Annotated in this window: 14 protein-coding genes; all 14 read left to right on the top strand. The window is 59.2% G+C overall.

Annotated elements, in window-relative coordinates; all coding sequences use genetic code 11:
* Positions 1-179: 179 nt before the first annotated feature.
* On the top strand, positions 180-1,106 hold the full coding sequence (locus tag CKW30_RS10135) for a ketoacyl-ACP synthase III (protein ID WP_016771093.1): 927 nt from the start codon (positions 180-182) through the stop codon (positions 1,104-1,106).
* A gap of 86 nt (positions 1,107-1,192) precedes the next feature.
* Positions 1,193-2,482, top strand: coding sequence for a motility associated factor glycosyltransferase family protein (locus tag CKW30_RS10140; protein ID WP_095180714.1), 1,290 nt, complete (start codon positions 1,193-1,195; stop codon positions 2,480-2,482).
* Positions 2,479-2,745 (top strand): hypothetical protein, encoded by a 267-nt coding sequence (locus CKW30_RS10145; RefSeq protein WP_095180715.1) that lies wholly within the window; start codon positions 2,479-2,481, stop codon positions 2,743-2,745. The genes CKW30_RS10140 and CKW30_RS10145 overlap by 4 nt, the downstream gene beginning before the upstream one ends.
* Before the next feature lie 242 nt (positions 2,746-2,987).
* A complete protein-coding gene (locus CKW30_RS10150; RefSeq protein ID WP_016771090.1) occupies positions 2,988-3,848 on the top strand; it encodes a flagellin domain-containing protein in 861 nt (286 codons plus the stop codon).
* Positions 3,849-3,920: 72 nt separating this feature from the next.
* Positions 3,921-4,277, top strand: coding sequence for a flagellar protein FlaG (locus tag CKW30_RS10155; protein WP_041479011.1), 357 nt, complete (start codon positions 3,921-3,923; stop codon positions 4,275-4,277).
* A gap of 82 nt (positions 4,278-4,359) precedes the next feature.
* Positions 4,360-5,808, top strand: coding sequence for a flagellar filament capping protein FliD (gene fliD, locus CKW30_RS10160; protein WP_095180716.1), 1,449 nt, complete (start codon positions 4,360-4,362; stop codon positions 5,806-5,808).
* Positions 5,809-5,937: 129 nt separating this feature from the next.
* Positions 5,938-6,336 carry a flagellar export chaperone FliS gene (gene fliS, locus CKW30_RS10165; protein ID WP_041479013.1) on the top strand — a complete coding sequence of 133 codons (399 nt, stop codon included), beginning with the start codon at positions 5,938-5,940 and terminating at the stop codon, positions 6,334-6,336.
* A gap of 11 nt (positions 6,337-6,347) precedes the next feature.
* Entirely contained in the window at positions 6,348-6,644 is a 297-nt protein-coding gene (locus tag CKW30_RS10170) for a hypothetical protein (RefSeq protein ID WP_016771085.1), read from the top strand.
* Between the two features lie 172 nt (positions 6,645-6,816).
* On the top strand, positions 6,817-8,292 hold the full coding sequence (locus CKW30_RS10175) for a sigma-54 dependent transcriptional regulator (RefSeq protein WP_041479014.1): 1,476 nt from the start codon (positions 6,817-6,819) through the stop codon (positions 8,290-8,292).
* Between the two features lie 110 nt (positions 8,293-8,402).
* Positions 8,403-9,614, top strand: a complete 1,212-nt coding sequence (locus tag CKW30_RS10180) for a PAS domain-containing sensor histidine kinase (protein ID WP_056783796.1) — start codon at positions 8,403-8,405, stop codon at positions 9,612-9,614.
* A 5-nt stretch (positions 9,615-9,619) separates the two neighbouring features.
* Positions 9,620-11,002, top strand: a complete 1,383-nt coding sequence (locus CKW30_RS10185; protein WP_056783797.1) for a sigma-54 dependent transcriptional regulator — start codon at positions 9,620-9,622, stop codon at positions 11,000-11,002.
* Positions 11,003-11,130: 128 nt separating this feature from the next.
* Positions 11,131-11,460: a flagellar hook-basal body complex protein FliE gene (fliE, locus tag CKW30_RS10190; RefSeq protein ID WP_016771081.1), complete on the top strand. Its 330-nt coding sequence runs from the start codon at positions 11,131-11,133 to the stop codon at positions 11,458-11,460.
* Between the two features lie 14 nt (positions 11,461-11,474).
* On the top strand, positions 11,475-13,262 hold the full coding sequence (gene fliF, locus CKW30_RS10195; RefSeq protein WP_041479017.1) for a flagellar basal-body MS-ring/collar protein FliF: 1,788 nt from the start codon (positions 11,475-11,477) through the stop codon (positions 13,260-13,262).
* The gene (fliG, locus tag CKW30_RS10200; RefSeq protein WP_016771079.1) at positions 13,255-14,274 is read left to right on the top strand and encodes a flagellar motor switch protein FliG; all 1,020 of its coding nucleotides are present in this window, start codon (positions 13,255-13,257) and stop codon (positions 14,272-14,274) included. Before fliF ends, fliG begins: the two co-directional genes overlap by 8 nt.

The following is a 14,274-nucleotide window of genomic DNA, read 5'->3' on the forward strand; positions in this document are numbered from 1 at the left end:
CGCGCATCTTCACTGTATTGTATTGACCGGGGAGATGGCGCCTGGCCCGTTTTGCGGTTCCAGTGATAGCCCTTTGCGCTTCCCGTGGCTGCCCGTCGTGGCGGCCGTTTTCTGTTTGTCGGCGCCCCTCGAATCCTTGCGAGCGGTGGTTTTGGGCTGTTTTTTATTGGGAAGCCGTAATGATTGGCATAAAAAGCATTGCGAGCTACGTTCCTGTAGCCGGCGTGGACAATTACGCACAAGGTGCAAAATTCGAGAAGGATGAAGAGTTCATCCTGGGCAAGATTGGTTCGGCGTTCCTGCCGCGCAAAGACGCTGAGCAGGAAACTTCTGACCTGTGCGTGGAAGCGGCCAATGCGCTGTTTGCCAGCAATCCTGAACTGAAGCGTGAATCGATCGACGCGTTGATTGTCGTCACTCAGAACGGTGATGAAGAAGGCCTGCCGCACACAGCGGCAATCGTCCAGGACAAGCTCGGCCTGCCGACCAATGTCGCAGCGTTCGATATCTCTTTGGGCTGCTCCGGTTACGTCTACGGCATCTACGCGATCAAGGGCTTCATGGAAGCCGCCGGTCTGAAGAACGGCCTGCTGATCACCGCTGACCCGTATTCGAAAATCGTTGACCCGGAAGACCGCAACACCACCATGCTGTTTGGCGATGCCGCCACCGCCACCTGGATGGGCGAAAACCCGACCTGGGCGCTGGGCAAGGCCAAGTTCGGCACCGACGGTTCCGGCGCACCGCATTTGAAAGTCAGCAACGGCGTGTTCTTCATGAATGGTCGTCAGGTGTTCAACTTCGCTCTGCTGAAAGTGCCGGCGCACTTGCACGAGTTGCTCGACGATTCCAATCTCAAGGCCGATGACATCGACGCATTCTGCATTCACCAGGGCAGCGCGGCGATTGTCGACGCCGTGGCGCGACGCTTTGAAGGCGAACCGGAGAAGTTCATCAAGGACATGGTCGAAACCGGCAACACCGTGTCGTCGAGCATTCCGCTACTGCTGGAAAAACACGTGCTCGATTCCGACTGGCAGCGCGTTGCGCTGAGCGGTTTTGGTGTCGGTCTGTCGTGGGGCTCGGCGATCATCTATCGTCCGTAAACTGCAGAAAAACCACTGATACAAAAATAGCGTTCAAGGGTAACCTTGAACGCTATTTTTTTGCCCGAGAAGGAGCGCGAGGCGCCATGAGCGAGTTTTTCCAAGCCAATGCCGAGGTGTTGCAACGGCGCTGGCCGGCGCTGTTTGAGCGATTGATGGCTGAAGACAGCGCGTCCGTGCAGGCCGAACTCGTGCAAGGACTGGGCTCGACGCTGAGCGTCGATGGCATTCAGCTCACCAGTCGCCATGATCGTCTGCATGAGGCGCAAATCCAGGCGGCGAGCCTGCCGGAAAAACCGCATGTTCACGTCTATGGCACTGGCCTCGGCGATTTGCCCGGTGTGCTGCTTGAGCGCGCAGGGCTGGAGCGTCTGTACGTGCACATTCTCAACGGCGCGCTGTTCGCGCTGGTACTGCAACTGCTCGATCAGCGCCAGTGGCTGCAGGATCCCCGGGTCGAACTGTTTTACGCGGGTGATCACCCGGACTTTTTCACCCCGTTCTTTGCCCTGCCGGCCGAGATGTTATTGGCCGATGACTTCAACGCGAAGATCCGCGACCGGCTGATCAATGAAGTACACCTGACATTCAACAATCGCGATTTCGATCCGCAGTCGCCAGAAATCCAGCAACGCTTGCAGGAATGTCTGCCGGTGCTGCTTGGCGATAACGATGCCGCGCAGCTGTTCGGCAGTTGCGCTGGACGTGAAATCTACGTGATCGCCACCGGGCCGACACTGGAGCAGCATTTCGAACGTCTGGCGGCGATCCGTCAGCTTGCTGAGCGGCCGTTGTTCATCTGCGTTGATACGGCCTATCGGCCATTGCGTGAGCACGGCATCGAGCCTGATCTGGTGGTGAGCATCGATCAGCGCATCGGCTTTCGGCATCTGCCGTGCGAGGCGTCCGAGAACATTGCGCTGGTGTACTTGCCAATGAGCGATCCGCAGGTATTGAAGGCATGGAAGGGCAAGCGTTATGGCGGCTATTCGGCCAGCCCGATCTACAGCGACCTGCGAGAACAGTATCCACGTGGTGAGCTGCACGTCGGCGGCAGCGTGATTCATCCGGCGGTGGATCTCGCGGTAAAAATGGGCGCGAGCCGAATCACTTTGTTTGGCGCTGACTTCGCCTTCCCGATGAACAAGACCCACGCCGGTTGGGACGACGGCGATTTAGGCCCGCCGCTGGCCCAGGCGCGGCACTGGGTGCGCGATGGTCATGGTCAGCGCGTCAGCACTCAGCTGAATTTTCGCGGTTACCTGTGTGTGCTTGAGCGTTATATCGCTGCGCATCCGCAGGTCGAGTTTCTCAACAGCAGCCGCGCCGGTGCATCGATTGCCGGGACCGCTTTCAATCCGGAGTTCGTGCAATGAGTGCGCTGAGTCAGTGTCAGGATCAGTGTCGTCAGTGCGCGGCTTTGTTTCGCCTGGGGCGTGATGTCGAGGCGGCGTTGACCATGGTCGATGTGTTCGAACAGGCCCAGCAATGTCTGTCGTCTGCCTCAGTGGATATCCAGCAAGCGTGGGCACAGGTGCTCACGCAAATGCTCGACTGTCAGGAGCGCCAGGACTGGTTGGGCCTGGCTGACTATATGGAATACGAACTGGTCGAATTGCTGGAAAGTGCCAGGCGCTGAACCGCTGCGCAGCGCTGGCCCGCGGCTTTGCGTTACAGGCGGTTTTATGACGTCATTTTTTCGCGCTGGATGTGCTGCTAAGTCTTTGTTTTCTCGGGGGTGGCGTGGTGATGGCAAAATTTTTTCAAAAAGCCCTCAAGCAACCTGCAAACCCGACGATAACTATTACGAAGGTTCTCTAGGCCATACCCGGCGGTTGCCAGGGCCGGAAGCCGCAGTACCCAACCAACGAGGAATTCGTCATGGCTTTAACAGTAAACACCAACACCACATCGTTGAACGTTCAGAAAAACCTGAACCGCGCTTCCGACGCTCTGTCCACCTCGATGCAGCGCCTGTCTTCCGGCCTGAAAATCAACAGCGCCAAAGACGACGCCGCTGGCCTGCAGATCTCCAACCGTATGTCCTCGCAGATCCGCGGTAACACCCAGGCCATCCAGAACGCCAACGACGGTATCTCCGTTGCCCAGACCGCTGAAGGCGCTCTGCAAGCTTCGACCGACATCCTGCAGCGTATGCGTGAACTGGCTGTTAAAGCTCGTAACGGTACCAACGGCACCGCTGACCAGACCGCTACCAACGCTGAATTCGCTCAGATGTCTGACGAAATCACCCGTATCTCGGCTGCTACCAACCTGAACGGCAAAAACCTGCTGGACGGTTCGGCTGGTACTGTGACCCTGCAAGTTGGCGCAAACACCGGTTCGGCTAACCACATCGACCTGGTACTGAGCTCCAAGTTCGACGCCGTCAGCCTGTCGGTAGGTAGCGGTACTGTAGTTCTGACCGGTACTTCGGGTACTGGTGCTGGTTCTGCTTCGCAGAACATCGACAACGCGATCACTGCAATCGACGCCGCTATCGCTGCAATCGGTGCAACCCGTGCCAGCCTGGGTGCTTCGCAAAACCGTCTGACCAGCACCATCTCCAACCTGCAGAACATCACTGAAAACACCACCGCTGCTCAGGGTCGTGTACAGGACACCGACTTCGCCGCAGAAACTGCTAACCTGACCAAGCAGCAGACTCTGCAGCAAGCTTCGACCTCCGTACTGGCTCAAGCCAACCAACTGCCTTCCGCTGTACTGAAGCTGCTTCAGTAATCCGGAACAAGTTTAGGCGGGGGAGTGCGCTTGTCGTGCTCTCTCGCTTTTTTACGTTAAGAGGTGATGGGCATGGACATGAGCGTAAAGCTTAACGTGTCTTATCCGGCTCCCAAGCCAGTGACACCGGTTGCTGACAAACCGTCAGAGCTGCCTAAAGTCCAAAAGACTGAAGCACCGGTCGCTGCCAAGGATCAGGATTCGGACGGCGCCAAGTTGAAGCTGGCGGTGCAAGAGATCGAAAAGTTCGTCCAGTCGATCAAGCGTAATCTGGAGTTCTCGATTGACGAGCATTCCGGCAAGGTCATCGTCAAGGTGATCGCGAGCGAGACGGGTGAAGTCGTTCGACAGATTCCTTCCGCCGAAGCCCTCAAACTGGCCGACAGCCTCGCCAATGCAAGTCATGTATTGTTCGACGCCAAGGTCTGATAAATGGCATGAATAGTGTTTGTTCGTTCTCAGGACGCGTGTAACGGTCAAAAGAATGGCAGCAATCTGAAGGGAGATGCACATGGCAAGTCCAATTTTACCGGGTTCCGGACTGGGTTCCGGCCTGGACATCGGCGCGATCGTGACCGCGCTGGTCAACGCCGACAAGTCTGCCAAGCAGACGCAGATCGATACCGCGACCAAAAGCAACAGCCTGAAGATTTCCGGCGTTGGTTCGCTGAAAAGTGCACTGGCGGCCTATCAGAAAGCGATGGGTGATCTGAACAAGGCAACAAGCCCGGCGTTTGCCGGTTTTACTGCAACCTCGGATACGCCAACTGTCGTCGGTGCCACTTCGGATAAAACCGCCGTGCCGGGTACTTACAGCGTAGTCGTGAAAAACCTGGCCACCGGCTCCAAAGTTGCCAGTGCCGCCTTTGCCGGCGGGGCCGCCAGTGCCATTCCGAGTGGTACTCTGAAAATCAGTCAGAATGGCATTGATTACAATGTCGCGATTCCGGCCAATGCCACCTTGCAGTCCACGCGCGATGCGATCAACACCGCGCAGTCCAGCAATGGCATTTCCGCGAACATCGTGACTGACAGTACCGGCGCCTCGCGTCTGGTACTGAGCTCCAACAAGACGGGCGCCGGCATGGACCTGCAGGTCAGCGGTATCGCCGGTCTCGAGATCGATGGCACCCAGAAGATGGGTGACAGTCCTGCGGCAGGGGCATCCGGTGCGGTCGGTGATGTGGCCAAGGACGCGAGCCTGACCATCGACGGACTGGCCGTTACCAGCAAGACCAACACCGTCACCGGTGCGATCAGCGGCATGACGCTGAATCTGGTCACTGCGAGTCCCGTCGTGGGCGGCGTGCCAACGCCGGCTACTGTATCGGTTGCGACCAATACCGCCGGCATCCAGACATCGCTGCAATCGTTCATCGATTCCTATAACACCCTGAAGAAAACCATCGACACCTTGTCCAAGGCAACGCCGGATGCCGATGGCAATCTGACCGTTTCGGCGGCGTTCACTGGTGACGCTCTGCCGCGTTCGTTGATGGCGGACGTGCGCGCTCAGTTGACAGATCCAGGGGCGGGCGGAGCAGGCCAATTGTCCGTGCTTTCACAGATGGGTGTGTTGACTGACAGTAAAACCGGTTTGCTGACGCTCGATACTGCAGTGTTCAACAAGCGTATGGAAATCCCAGGCATGGCTGGCCAGGTTCAGCAGCTCTTCAGCGGCACCGACGCCAAGAATGGTCTGTTGGCGCGTATGACTGCGGCGGTTGATCCGTACGTCAAGACCGGTGGGCTGCTGGATCAGCGCAGCTCCAACTTGGCGAGTCTGACGAGCGGCTTGCAGAAGCAGCAGGCGGCGCTGGATCTGCGGGTTGCCAACCTGACGTCGACATTGACCGCCAAGTACAACGCCATGGACTTGCTGGTAGGGCAGATGAAGGCAACGGCGAGCAACATCACGTCGTTCTTCAGCTCGCTGAACGCTCAGCAGTCGGCGAAGTAACAGTCAGTAACGACAAAAACCCGGCTACGCTTTATCGGCGTGCGCCGGGTTTTTGTCTTTTGATCTAAAGTTTTCGGGCCGGTTGGCGATACACTGGTTATACGAGTCAACGTGGCAATGAGGTAGAACATGAACCCGATGTTAGCCCTTCGGCAGTACCAGAAAGTCGGCGCCCATGCGCAGACGTCCGAAGCGAGCCCGCACCGCCTGGTGCAAATGTTGATGGAAGGTGGCCTGGCCCGGATTGCGCAGGCCAAGGGCGCCATTGAGCGCAAGGATATTCCCGGCAAGTGCACGGCGATCAGCAAGGCCATCGGCATTGTCAGTGGCCTGCGTGAAGGTCTCGACCTTGAAAACAATGCAGAGGCACTGGCCGATCTGGATGGCCTGTACATCTACATGATGAAGCGCCTCGCCGAGGCGAACATCAGCAGCGATCCCCGTGTACTCGACGAAGTCGCCGGCCTGCTGACCACGGTCAAAGAAGGTTGGGACGCCATCGCGCCCGTGCCGGCTCCGCAGTTCTGAAGGAGATCACCATGAGTCTTGTATTGCAGCGAATTGCCGATACCCGTGAAGCGTTGGTCGGAGCATTGGCCGAGCGAAACTGGGAAGCCATTGGCGAGCTGGATCTGGCTTGCCGTTCCTGCATGGAAGACGTCATGGCGGAAGCTTCGCTGGACGAAGTTGCGTTACGCGATAACCTTGAAGAGCTGCTATTCGTCTACAAAGAGCTTCTCGAGGTGGCAATGGGCGAGCGGCAGGCGATAGCCAACGAGATGTCGCAGATCACCCAAGCGCAAAAGGCTGCAAAGGTTTACCATCTGTTTGGTTGATTAACCGTCAGTTGAACCAGAGATGTGCGCCATAAATTTGACTGTGCACGGTTTTTTGACTTAACTAGTGGCTATTATCAGGTTTAGGGCGTCTACAGGCACAAGGTGTCCTGCAAGCGTCTCGCTTGCCCCATTTTTCGGGCATTGAGTTGACTAGGGAAGTTGCTATTGCATGTGGCGTGAAACCAAAATTCTGCTGATCGATGACGATAGCGTCCGCCGCCGCGACCTGGCGGTGATTCTAAATTTTCTTGGCGAAGAAAATTTACCCTGCGGCAGCCATGACTGGCAGCAGGCAGTCGGCTCTTTGTCGTCTAGTCGTGAAGTCATTTGCGTACTGATCGGGACCGTTAATGCTCCTGGCGCGCTTTTGGGCTTGCTAAAGACACTCGCAACCTGGGATGAGTTCCTTCCGGTTTTGTTAATGGGCGATAATTCTTCCGTTGACCTGCCTGAAGACCAGCGTCGCCGCGTGCTGTCGACCCTGGAAATGCCGCCCAGCTACAGCAAATTGCTCGATTCGCTGCATCGCGCCCAGGTCTATCGCGAAATGTACGACCAAGCCCGCGAACGCGGCCGTCATCGCGAACCCAATCTTTTCCGCAGTCTTGTCGGCACCAGCCGTGCGATTCAGCACGTCCGGCAGATGATGCAGCAAGTGGCCGACACCGACGCCAGCGTGCTGATCCTCGGCGAGTCCGGCACCGGCAAGGAAGTGGTCGCGCGCAACCTGCACTATCACTCCAAACGCCGCGACGCGCCATTCGTACCAGTCAACTGCGGCGCTATTCCGGCGGAACTGCTGGAAAGCGAACTGTTCGGCCACGAGAAGGGCGCCTTCACTGGCGCGATCACCAGCCGTGCCGGGCGCTTTGAGCTGGCCAATGGCGGCACGCTGTTTCTCGACGAAATCGGCGACATGCCGCTGCCAATGCAGGTCAAGCTGCTGCGCGTATTGCAAGAGCGCACCTTCGAACGCGTGGGCAGCAACAAGACCCAGAGCGTCGACGTGCGCATCATTGCCGCAACGCACAAGAATCTCGAAAGCATGATCGAGATCGGCTCGTTCCGCGAAGACCTCTACTATCGCCTGAACGTGTTCCCGATCGAAATGGCGCCACTGCGTGAGCGCGTCGAAGACATCCCGCTGCTGATGAACGAACTGATCTCGCGCATGGAGCACGAGAAGCGCGGTTCGATCCGTTTCAACTCGGCGGCGATCATGTCGCTGTGCCGTCACGGCTGGCCGGGCAACGTCCGCGAACTCGCCAACCTGGTCGAGCGCATGGCGATCATGCATCCGTACGGGGTGATCGGCGTGGTCGAGTTGCCGAAGAAATTCCGCTACGTCGACGACGAAGACGAGCAGATGGTCGACAGCCTGCGCAGCGATCTGGAAGAACGCGTGGCCATCAACGGCCATACGCCGGACTTCAGCGCCAATGCACTGCTGCCGCCGGAAGGTCTCGACCTCAAGGACTACCTCGGGGGCCTGGAGCAGGGCCTGATTCAGCAAGCGCTGGACGATGCCAATGGCATTGTCGCCCGTGCCGCTGAGCGTCTGCGTATTCGTCGCACCACCCTGGTCGAGAAGATGCGCAAGTACGGCATGAGCCGTGCTGGAGGAGATGAACAGGCGGATGATTGACGCCTGTTTTTCAAGCGCTTCATTTATAAGCGGTTTTTTTTAGGCACGGGTATTGCTATAGCCCTCGCAACGTTCCGTTTCACTGACGGTCAGCCAAGCGAGAGAGCCCAATGCCCCAAGCCGCCCAGATCTCTTCTGCCTCCAATATCGTGGGGCAACCCTCGTCCGTAGAGCAGGCAAGTCGTCAGGGACTTGAGCAGGCCTTCCAGCTGTTCAACCAGATGTCGAGCCAGCTGACCGACTCCTACAGCCTGCTCGAAGCGCGGGTCACCGAGCTCAAGGGTGAGCTGGCCGTGGTCAGCGCCCAGCGCATGCAGGAACTGGCGGAAAAAGAACGCCTGGCCAATCGCCTGCAAAACCTTCTCGACCTGTTGCCCGGCGGCGTCATCGTCATTGACGGCCACGGTCTGGTGCGCGAAGCCAATCCTGCCGCCATCGATCTGCTCGGCTCACCACTCGAGGGCGAACTCTGGCGCCATGTGATCGCGCGCTGCTTCGCTCCCCGTGAAGACGACGGTCATGAAATCTCCTTGAAAAACGGTCGACGCCTGTCGATTTCCACCCGCTCGCTGGATGCTGAGCCGGGGCAGTTGGTGCTGCTCAACGACTTGACGGAAACACGTCATCTGCAAGACCAGTTGGCGCGCCACGAACGTTTGTCATCGCTGGGGCGCATGGTTGCCTCGCTGGCCCACCAGATTCGAACACCGCTGTCCGCCGCTTTGCTCTACGCCAGTCATTTGACTGAACAGCAACTGCCAGTGGAAACCCAGCAACGCTTTGCCGGCCGCTTGAAAGAGCGTCTGCACGAACTCGAACATCAAGTGCGCGACATGCTGGTGTTCGCTCGCGGTGAATTGCCGCTGACCGACCGCATTTCGCCCAATGCCTTGATGCAATCGCTGCAGGCAGCGGCGCTGACCCATGTGCAGGATCTGCCGATCCGCTGGCAGTGCGACAGCCATGCCGGTGAGCTGCTGTGCAACCGCGACACACTGGTCGGGGCATTACTGAATCTGATTGAAAACGCCATTCAGGCCAGCGCCGGCGAAGCGCGCCTGAAAGTGCATTGCTACACCAGAGGCAACACCCTGCGTCTGTGTGTCAGCGACAGTGGCGGCGGCATTGAGCCGACAGTTTTGGCGCGCCTCGGCGAGCCTTTTTTTACTACCAAAGTCACCGGCACCGGCCTCGGCCTGACCGTGGTCAAAGCGGTGGTCCGTGCGCATCAGGGAGAATTGACCCTGCGTTCGCGAGTCGGGCGAGGCACTTGCGCGCAGGTCAGTCTGCCGCTGTTTTCCGCTGCACAAGGAGTTGAATAAACGTCATGGGCATCAAGGTGTTGCTGGTCGAGGATGACCGTTCGTTGCGCGAGGCGCTGGCCGATACGCTGCTGCTCGCCGGCCACGACTATCACGCCGTCGGTAGCGCCGAAGAAGCGCTGACGGCCGTCGCGCAGCAAGCTTTCAGCCTGGTGGTCAGCGACGTCAACATGCCGGGCATGGACGGTCATCAATTGCTTGCGTTGCTGCGCGCACGCCAGCCGCAATTGCCGGTGCTATTGATGACCGCCCACGGCGCCGTCGAGCGTGCGGTCGATGCGATGCGCCAAGGCGCGGCGGATTATCTGGTCAAGCCGTTTGAGCCCAAGGCATTGCTCGATCTGGTGGCGCGGCATGCGCTGGGCTGCATTGATGCTGGCGAAGCGGAAGGCCCCGTCGCCGTTGAACCGGCCAGTGCGCAGTTGCTTGAGCTGGCGGCACGGGTCGCGCGCAGTGACTCGACTGTGTTGATCTCCGGCGAGTCCGGCACCGGTAAAGAAGTGCTGGCGCGCTACATTCACCAGCAATCGCGACGGGCGAGCCAGCCGTTTATTGCGATCAACTGCGCGGCGATTCCCGACAACATGCTCGAAGCAACACTGTTCGGCCATGAGAAGGGCTCGTTCACCGGCGCCATCGCTTCGCAGGCCGGCAAGTTCGAGCAGGCGGACGGCGGCACCATTCTGCTCGACGAAATTTCCGAAATGCCCCTGGCCCTGCAAGCCAAGTTGCTGCGCGTTCTGCAAGAGCGTGAAGTGGAGCGAGTGGGCGCGCGCAAGCCGATCAGTCTGGATATTCGCGTGGTCGCCACGACCAATCGTGATCTGGCCGGCGAGGTGGCGGCGGGGCGTTTTCGCGAAGACCTGTTTTACCGCTTGTCGGTTTTCCCCTTGGCCTGGCGTCCACTTCGCGAGCGCACTGCCGATATCCTGCCGCTGGCGGAAAAATTGTTGGCCAAACACGTCAATAAAATGAAGCACGCAGCAGCGAAGCTGTCCCCCGAAGCTCAAGCTTGCCTGACCGCGTACCCGTGGCCGGGCAACGTGCGGGAGCTGGACAACGCCATTCAGCGCGCGTTGATTCTGCAGCAGGGCGGTTTGATTCAGCCGCAGGATTTCTGCCTGAGCGGTGCGGTGACATTTGCGCCGTTGCCGATCACGGCACCGGTGATCCGCGAGGTGGAAATCGAGGCGGATTCTTCCGGCGCGCTGGGCGATGACCTGCGCCGCCGGGAGTTTCAGATGATCATCGACACCCTGCGCGCCGAGCGTGGCCGCCGTAAGGAAGCTGCCGAAAAGCTCGGCATCAGCCCGCGCACCCTGCGCTACAAACTGGCGCAAATGCGCGATGCCGGGATGGATGTCGAAGGTTATCTGTTCGCCACCTGATCGATGCTGCAAAACATTCCAGATGCTTTTCTCAGGAGGGTGCCCACTAGCTGGCACCCTTGTTGCTAATACCTGTGTACCCGCCGAGTGAGTGTCAAAAAATTGCGGGCCGCCCAAGAGAGTAGACCATGAGCCAAGGTATTGAATTTAATCGGTTGATGATGGACATGCAGGCCATGAAAGTGGATGCCATGTCTGCGCGTAAATCGACTGCCGCTGTCCCTGAAATCGCGGGCAGCAGCTTTTCCGACATGCTCGGTCAGGCGATCAATAAAGTCAGCGATACCCAGCAGGCGTCGACTCAACTGGCCAACGCGTTCGAGATCGGCAAGAGCGGTGTCGACCTGACTGACGTCATGATTGCGTCGCAAAAAGCCAGCGTGTCGTTCCAGGCTCTGACCCAGGTGCGCAACAAGCTGGTCCAGGCTTACCAAGACATCATGCAGATGCCGGTTTAAGGGCGAAATAAGTCATGGCAGAAGCAGTCGCTGATAACGTTCCGGCCAAGGCCACCCCGATCGACGGCAAACCGCCGCTGTTCGGCCTGTCCTTTCTGGAAAACCTTTCCCAGATGACCGTGCTGCGTCAGGTCGGCCTGTTGGTCGGTCTGGCGGCGAGCGTGGCGATTGGCTTTGCCGTGGTGCTGTGGTCGCAGCAGCCGGATTACCGTCCACTGTACGGCAGCCTTGCCGGCATGGACGCCAAGCAGGTCATGGAAACCCTGGCCGCCGCTGACATTCCCTATAACGTAGAACCCAATTCCGGCGCCTTGCTGGTCAAGGCCGACGACCTGTCCCGTGCGCGGATGAAACTCGCTGCCGCTGGTGTCACTCCCAGCGACGGCAATATCGGTTTCGAAATCCTCGACAAGGAACAGGGTCTGGGCACCAGCCAGTTCATGGAAGCGACCCGTTATCGTCGCGGCCTCGAAGGCGAACTGGCGCGGACCATCTCCAGCCTGAACAACGTCAAGGGTGCCCGCGTGCACCTGGCCATTCCGAAGAGTTCGGTGTTCGTCCGTGACGAGCGCAAGCCGAGCGCTTCGGTACTGGTCGAGCTGTACAGCGGGCGTTCGCTGGAGCCGGGTCAGGTGGTGGCGATCATCAATCTGGTCGCGACTTCCGTGCCCGAGTTGAGCAAATCGCAGATCACCGTCGTCGATCAAAAGGGCAACCTGCTCTCCGATCAGGCGGAGAACTCGGAAATGACCATGGCCGGCAAGCAGTTCGATTACAGCCGCCGCATGGAAAGCATGCTCACCCAGCGCGTGCACAACATTCTGCAACCGGTACTGGGCAACGATCGCTACAAGGCTGAAGTCTCCGCCGACGTCGATTTCAGTGCCGTCGAATCGACTGCCGAGCAGTTCAACCCGGACCAACCGGCGTTGCGCAGCGAGCAGTCGGTCAACGAACAACGTACCGCCAGCAATGGCCCGCAAGGTGTGCCGGGTGCCCTGAGCAACCAGCCGCCGTCGCCTGCCTCGGCGCCGCAGACCACCGGTGGCACCGCCGCACCGGCCGGGATGATCCAGCCGGGTCAGCCACTGGTTGACGCCAACGGTCAGCAGATCATGGACCCGGCCACCGGCCAGCCGATGCTCGCACCGTACCCGGCGGACAAGCGTCAACAATCCACCAAGAACTTCGAGCTCGACCGTTCGATCAGCCACACCAAGCAGCAGCAGGGCCGTCTCAATCGCCTGTCGGTGTCGGTCGTGGTCGACGATCAGGTCAAGATCAACCCGGCCAACGGCGAAACCAGCCGTGCGCCGTGGAGCGCCGACGAATTGGCGCGCTTCACCCGTCTGGTGCAGGACGCCGTCGGTTTCGACGCCAGCCGTGGCGACAGCGTCAGCGTGATCAACATGCCGTTCTCCGCCGAGCGCGGCGAAGTGATTGCCGATATTCCGTTCTACTCCCAGCCTTGGTTCTGGGACATCGTCAAACAAGTGCTGGGTGTGCTGTTCATCCTCGTACTGGTGTTTGGTGTGCTGCGTCCGGTGCTCAACAACATCACCGGCGGTGGCAAAGGCAAGGAGCTGGCCGGTCTGGGCAGCGACGTGGAACTCGGTGGCATGGGCGGCCTGGACGGCGAACTGGCCAACGACCGCGTGAGCCTCGGTGGTCCGCAGAGCATTCTGTTGCCGAGCCCGAGCGAGGGTTATGACGCGCAGCTGAATGCAATCAAGAGTCTGGTAGCTGAAGACCCGGGTCGCGTGGCTCAGGTCGTGAAAGAGTGGATTAACGCAGATGAGTGATAACCGAGCCGCCACCGTCAAACTGACCAAGGTCGACAAAGCCGCGATTCTGCTGCTGTCCCTGGGTTCGACCGATGCTGCGCAAGTGTTGCGCCACATGGGGCCCAAAGAGGTTCAGCGCGTCGGCGTGGCCATGGCGCAGATGGGCAACGTCCATCGCGAACAGGTCGAGCAGGTGATGAGCGAGTTCGTCGACATCGTCGGCGATCAGACCAGCCTCGGCGTCGGTTCCGACGACTACGTACGCAAGATGCTCACCCAGGCCCTGGGCGAAGACAAGGCCAACGGCCTGATCGACCGCATCCTGCTCGGTGGCAACACCAGTGGCCTCGACAGCCTGAAATGGATGGAGCCGCGCGCAGTCGCCGACGTCATCCGTTACGAACACCCGCAGATCCAGGCAATCGTGGTCGCGTACCTCGACCCGGATCAGGCCGGTGAAGTGCTCGGCAACTTCGACCATAAAGTGCGTCTGGACATCATCCTGCGCGTCTCGTCGTTGAACACCGTGCAACCGGCCGCCTTGAAAGAACTCAACCAGATTCTCGAGAAACAGTTCTCCGGCAACTCGAACGCCTCGCGCACCACCCTGGGTGGCATCAAGCGTGCGGCCGACATCATGAACTTCCTCGACAGCTCGATCGAAGGCCAGCTCATGGACTCGATCCGCGAAGTCGACGAAGACCTGTCCGGTCAGATCGAAGACCTCATGTTCGTGTTCAACAACCTTGCCGACGTCGACGACCGTGGCATTCAGGCGCTGTTGCGCGAAGTCTCTTCCGATGTGCTGGTGCTGGCCCTCAAGGGCTCGGACGAGGGCGTCAAGGAAAAGATCTTCAAGAACATGTCCAAGCGTGCCGCCGAACTGTTGCGCGACGACCTCGAGGCGAAAGGCCCGGTGCGCGTCAGCGACGTCGAAACCGCGCAGAAGGAAATCCTCACTATTGCCCGTCGTATGGCCGAAGCCGGCGAGATCGTGCTCGGTGGCAAGGGCGGCGAGGAAATGATCTAA

Origin of the sequence: Pseudomonas sp. Irchel 3F6 (assembly GCF_900187595.1) — a bacterium.
Lineage (GTDB): Bacteria > Pseudomonadota > Gammaproteobacteria > Pseudomonadales > Pseudomonadaceae > Aquipseudomonas > Aquipseudomonas siliginis.

Bases quoted from the DNA above. Each gene is read 5' to 3' on its own strand.
- CKW30_RS10135 (WP_016771093.1), top strand. From the start codon at position 180: ATGATTGGCATAAAAAGCATTGCGAGCTACGTTCCTGTAGCCGGCGTG.
- CKW30_RS10140 (WP_095180714.1), top strand. From the start codon at position 1,193: ATGAGCGAGTTTTTCCAAGCCAATGCCGAGGTGTTGCAACGGCGCTGG.
- CKW30_RS10145 (WP_095180715.1), top strand. From the start codon at position 2,479: ATGAGTGCGCTGAGTCAGTGTCAGGATCAGTGTCGTCAGTGCGCGGCT.
- CKW30_RS10150 (WP_016771090.1), top strand. From the start codon at position 2,988: ATGGCTTTAACAGTAAACACCAACACCACATCGTTGAACGTTCAGAAA.
- CKW30_RS10155 (WP_041479011.1), top strand. From the start codon at position 3,921: ATGGACATGAGCGTAAAGCTTAACGTGTCTTATCCGGCTCCCAAGCCA.
- fliD (WP_095180716.1), top strand. From the start codon at position 4,360: ATGGCAAGTCCAATTTTACCGGGTTCCGGACTGGGTTCCGGCCTGGAC.
- fliS (WP_041479013.1), top strand. From the start codon at position 5,938: ATGAACCCGATGTTAGCCCTTCGGCAGTACCAGAAAGTCGGCGCCCAT.
- CKW30_RS10170 (WP_016771085.1), top strand. From the start codon at position 6,348: ATGAGTCTTGTATTGCAGCGAATTGCCGATACCCGTGAAGCGTTGGTC.
- CKW30_RS10175 (WP_041479014.1), top strand. From the start codon at position 6,817: ATGTGGCGTGAAACCAAAATTCTGCTGATCGATGACGATAGCGTCCGC.
- CKW30_RS10180 (WP_056783796.1), top strand. From the start codon at position 8,403: ATGCCCCAAGCCGCCCAGATCTCTTCTGCCTCCAATATCGTGGGGCAA.
- CKW30_RS10185 (WP_056783797.1), top strand. From the start codon at position 9,620: ATGGGCATCAAGGTGTTGCTGGTCGAGGATGACCGTTCGTTGCGCGAG.
- fliE (WP_016771081.1), top strand. From the start codon at position 11,131: ATGAGCCAAGGTATTGAATTTAATCGGTTGATGATGGACATGCAGGCC.
- fliF (WP_041479017.1), top strand. From the start codon at position 11,475: ATGGCAGAAGCAGTCGCTGATAACGTTCCGGCCAAGGCCACCCCGATC.
- fliG (WP_016771079.1), top strand. From the start codon at position 13,255: ATGAGTGATAACCGAGCCGCCACCGTCAAACTGACCAAGGTCGACAAA.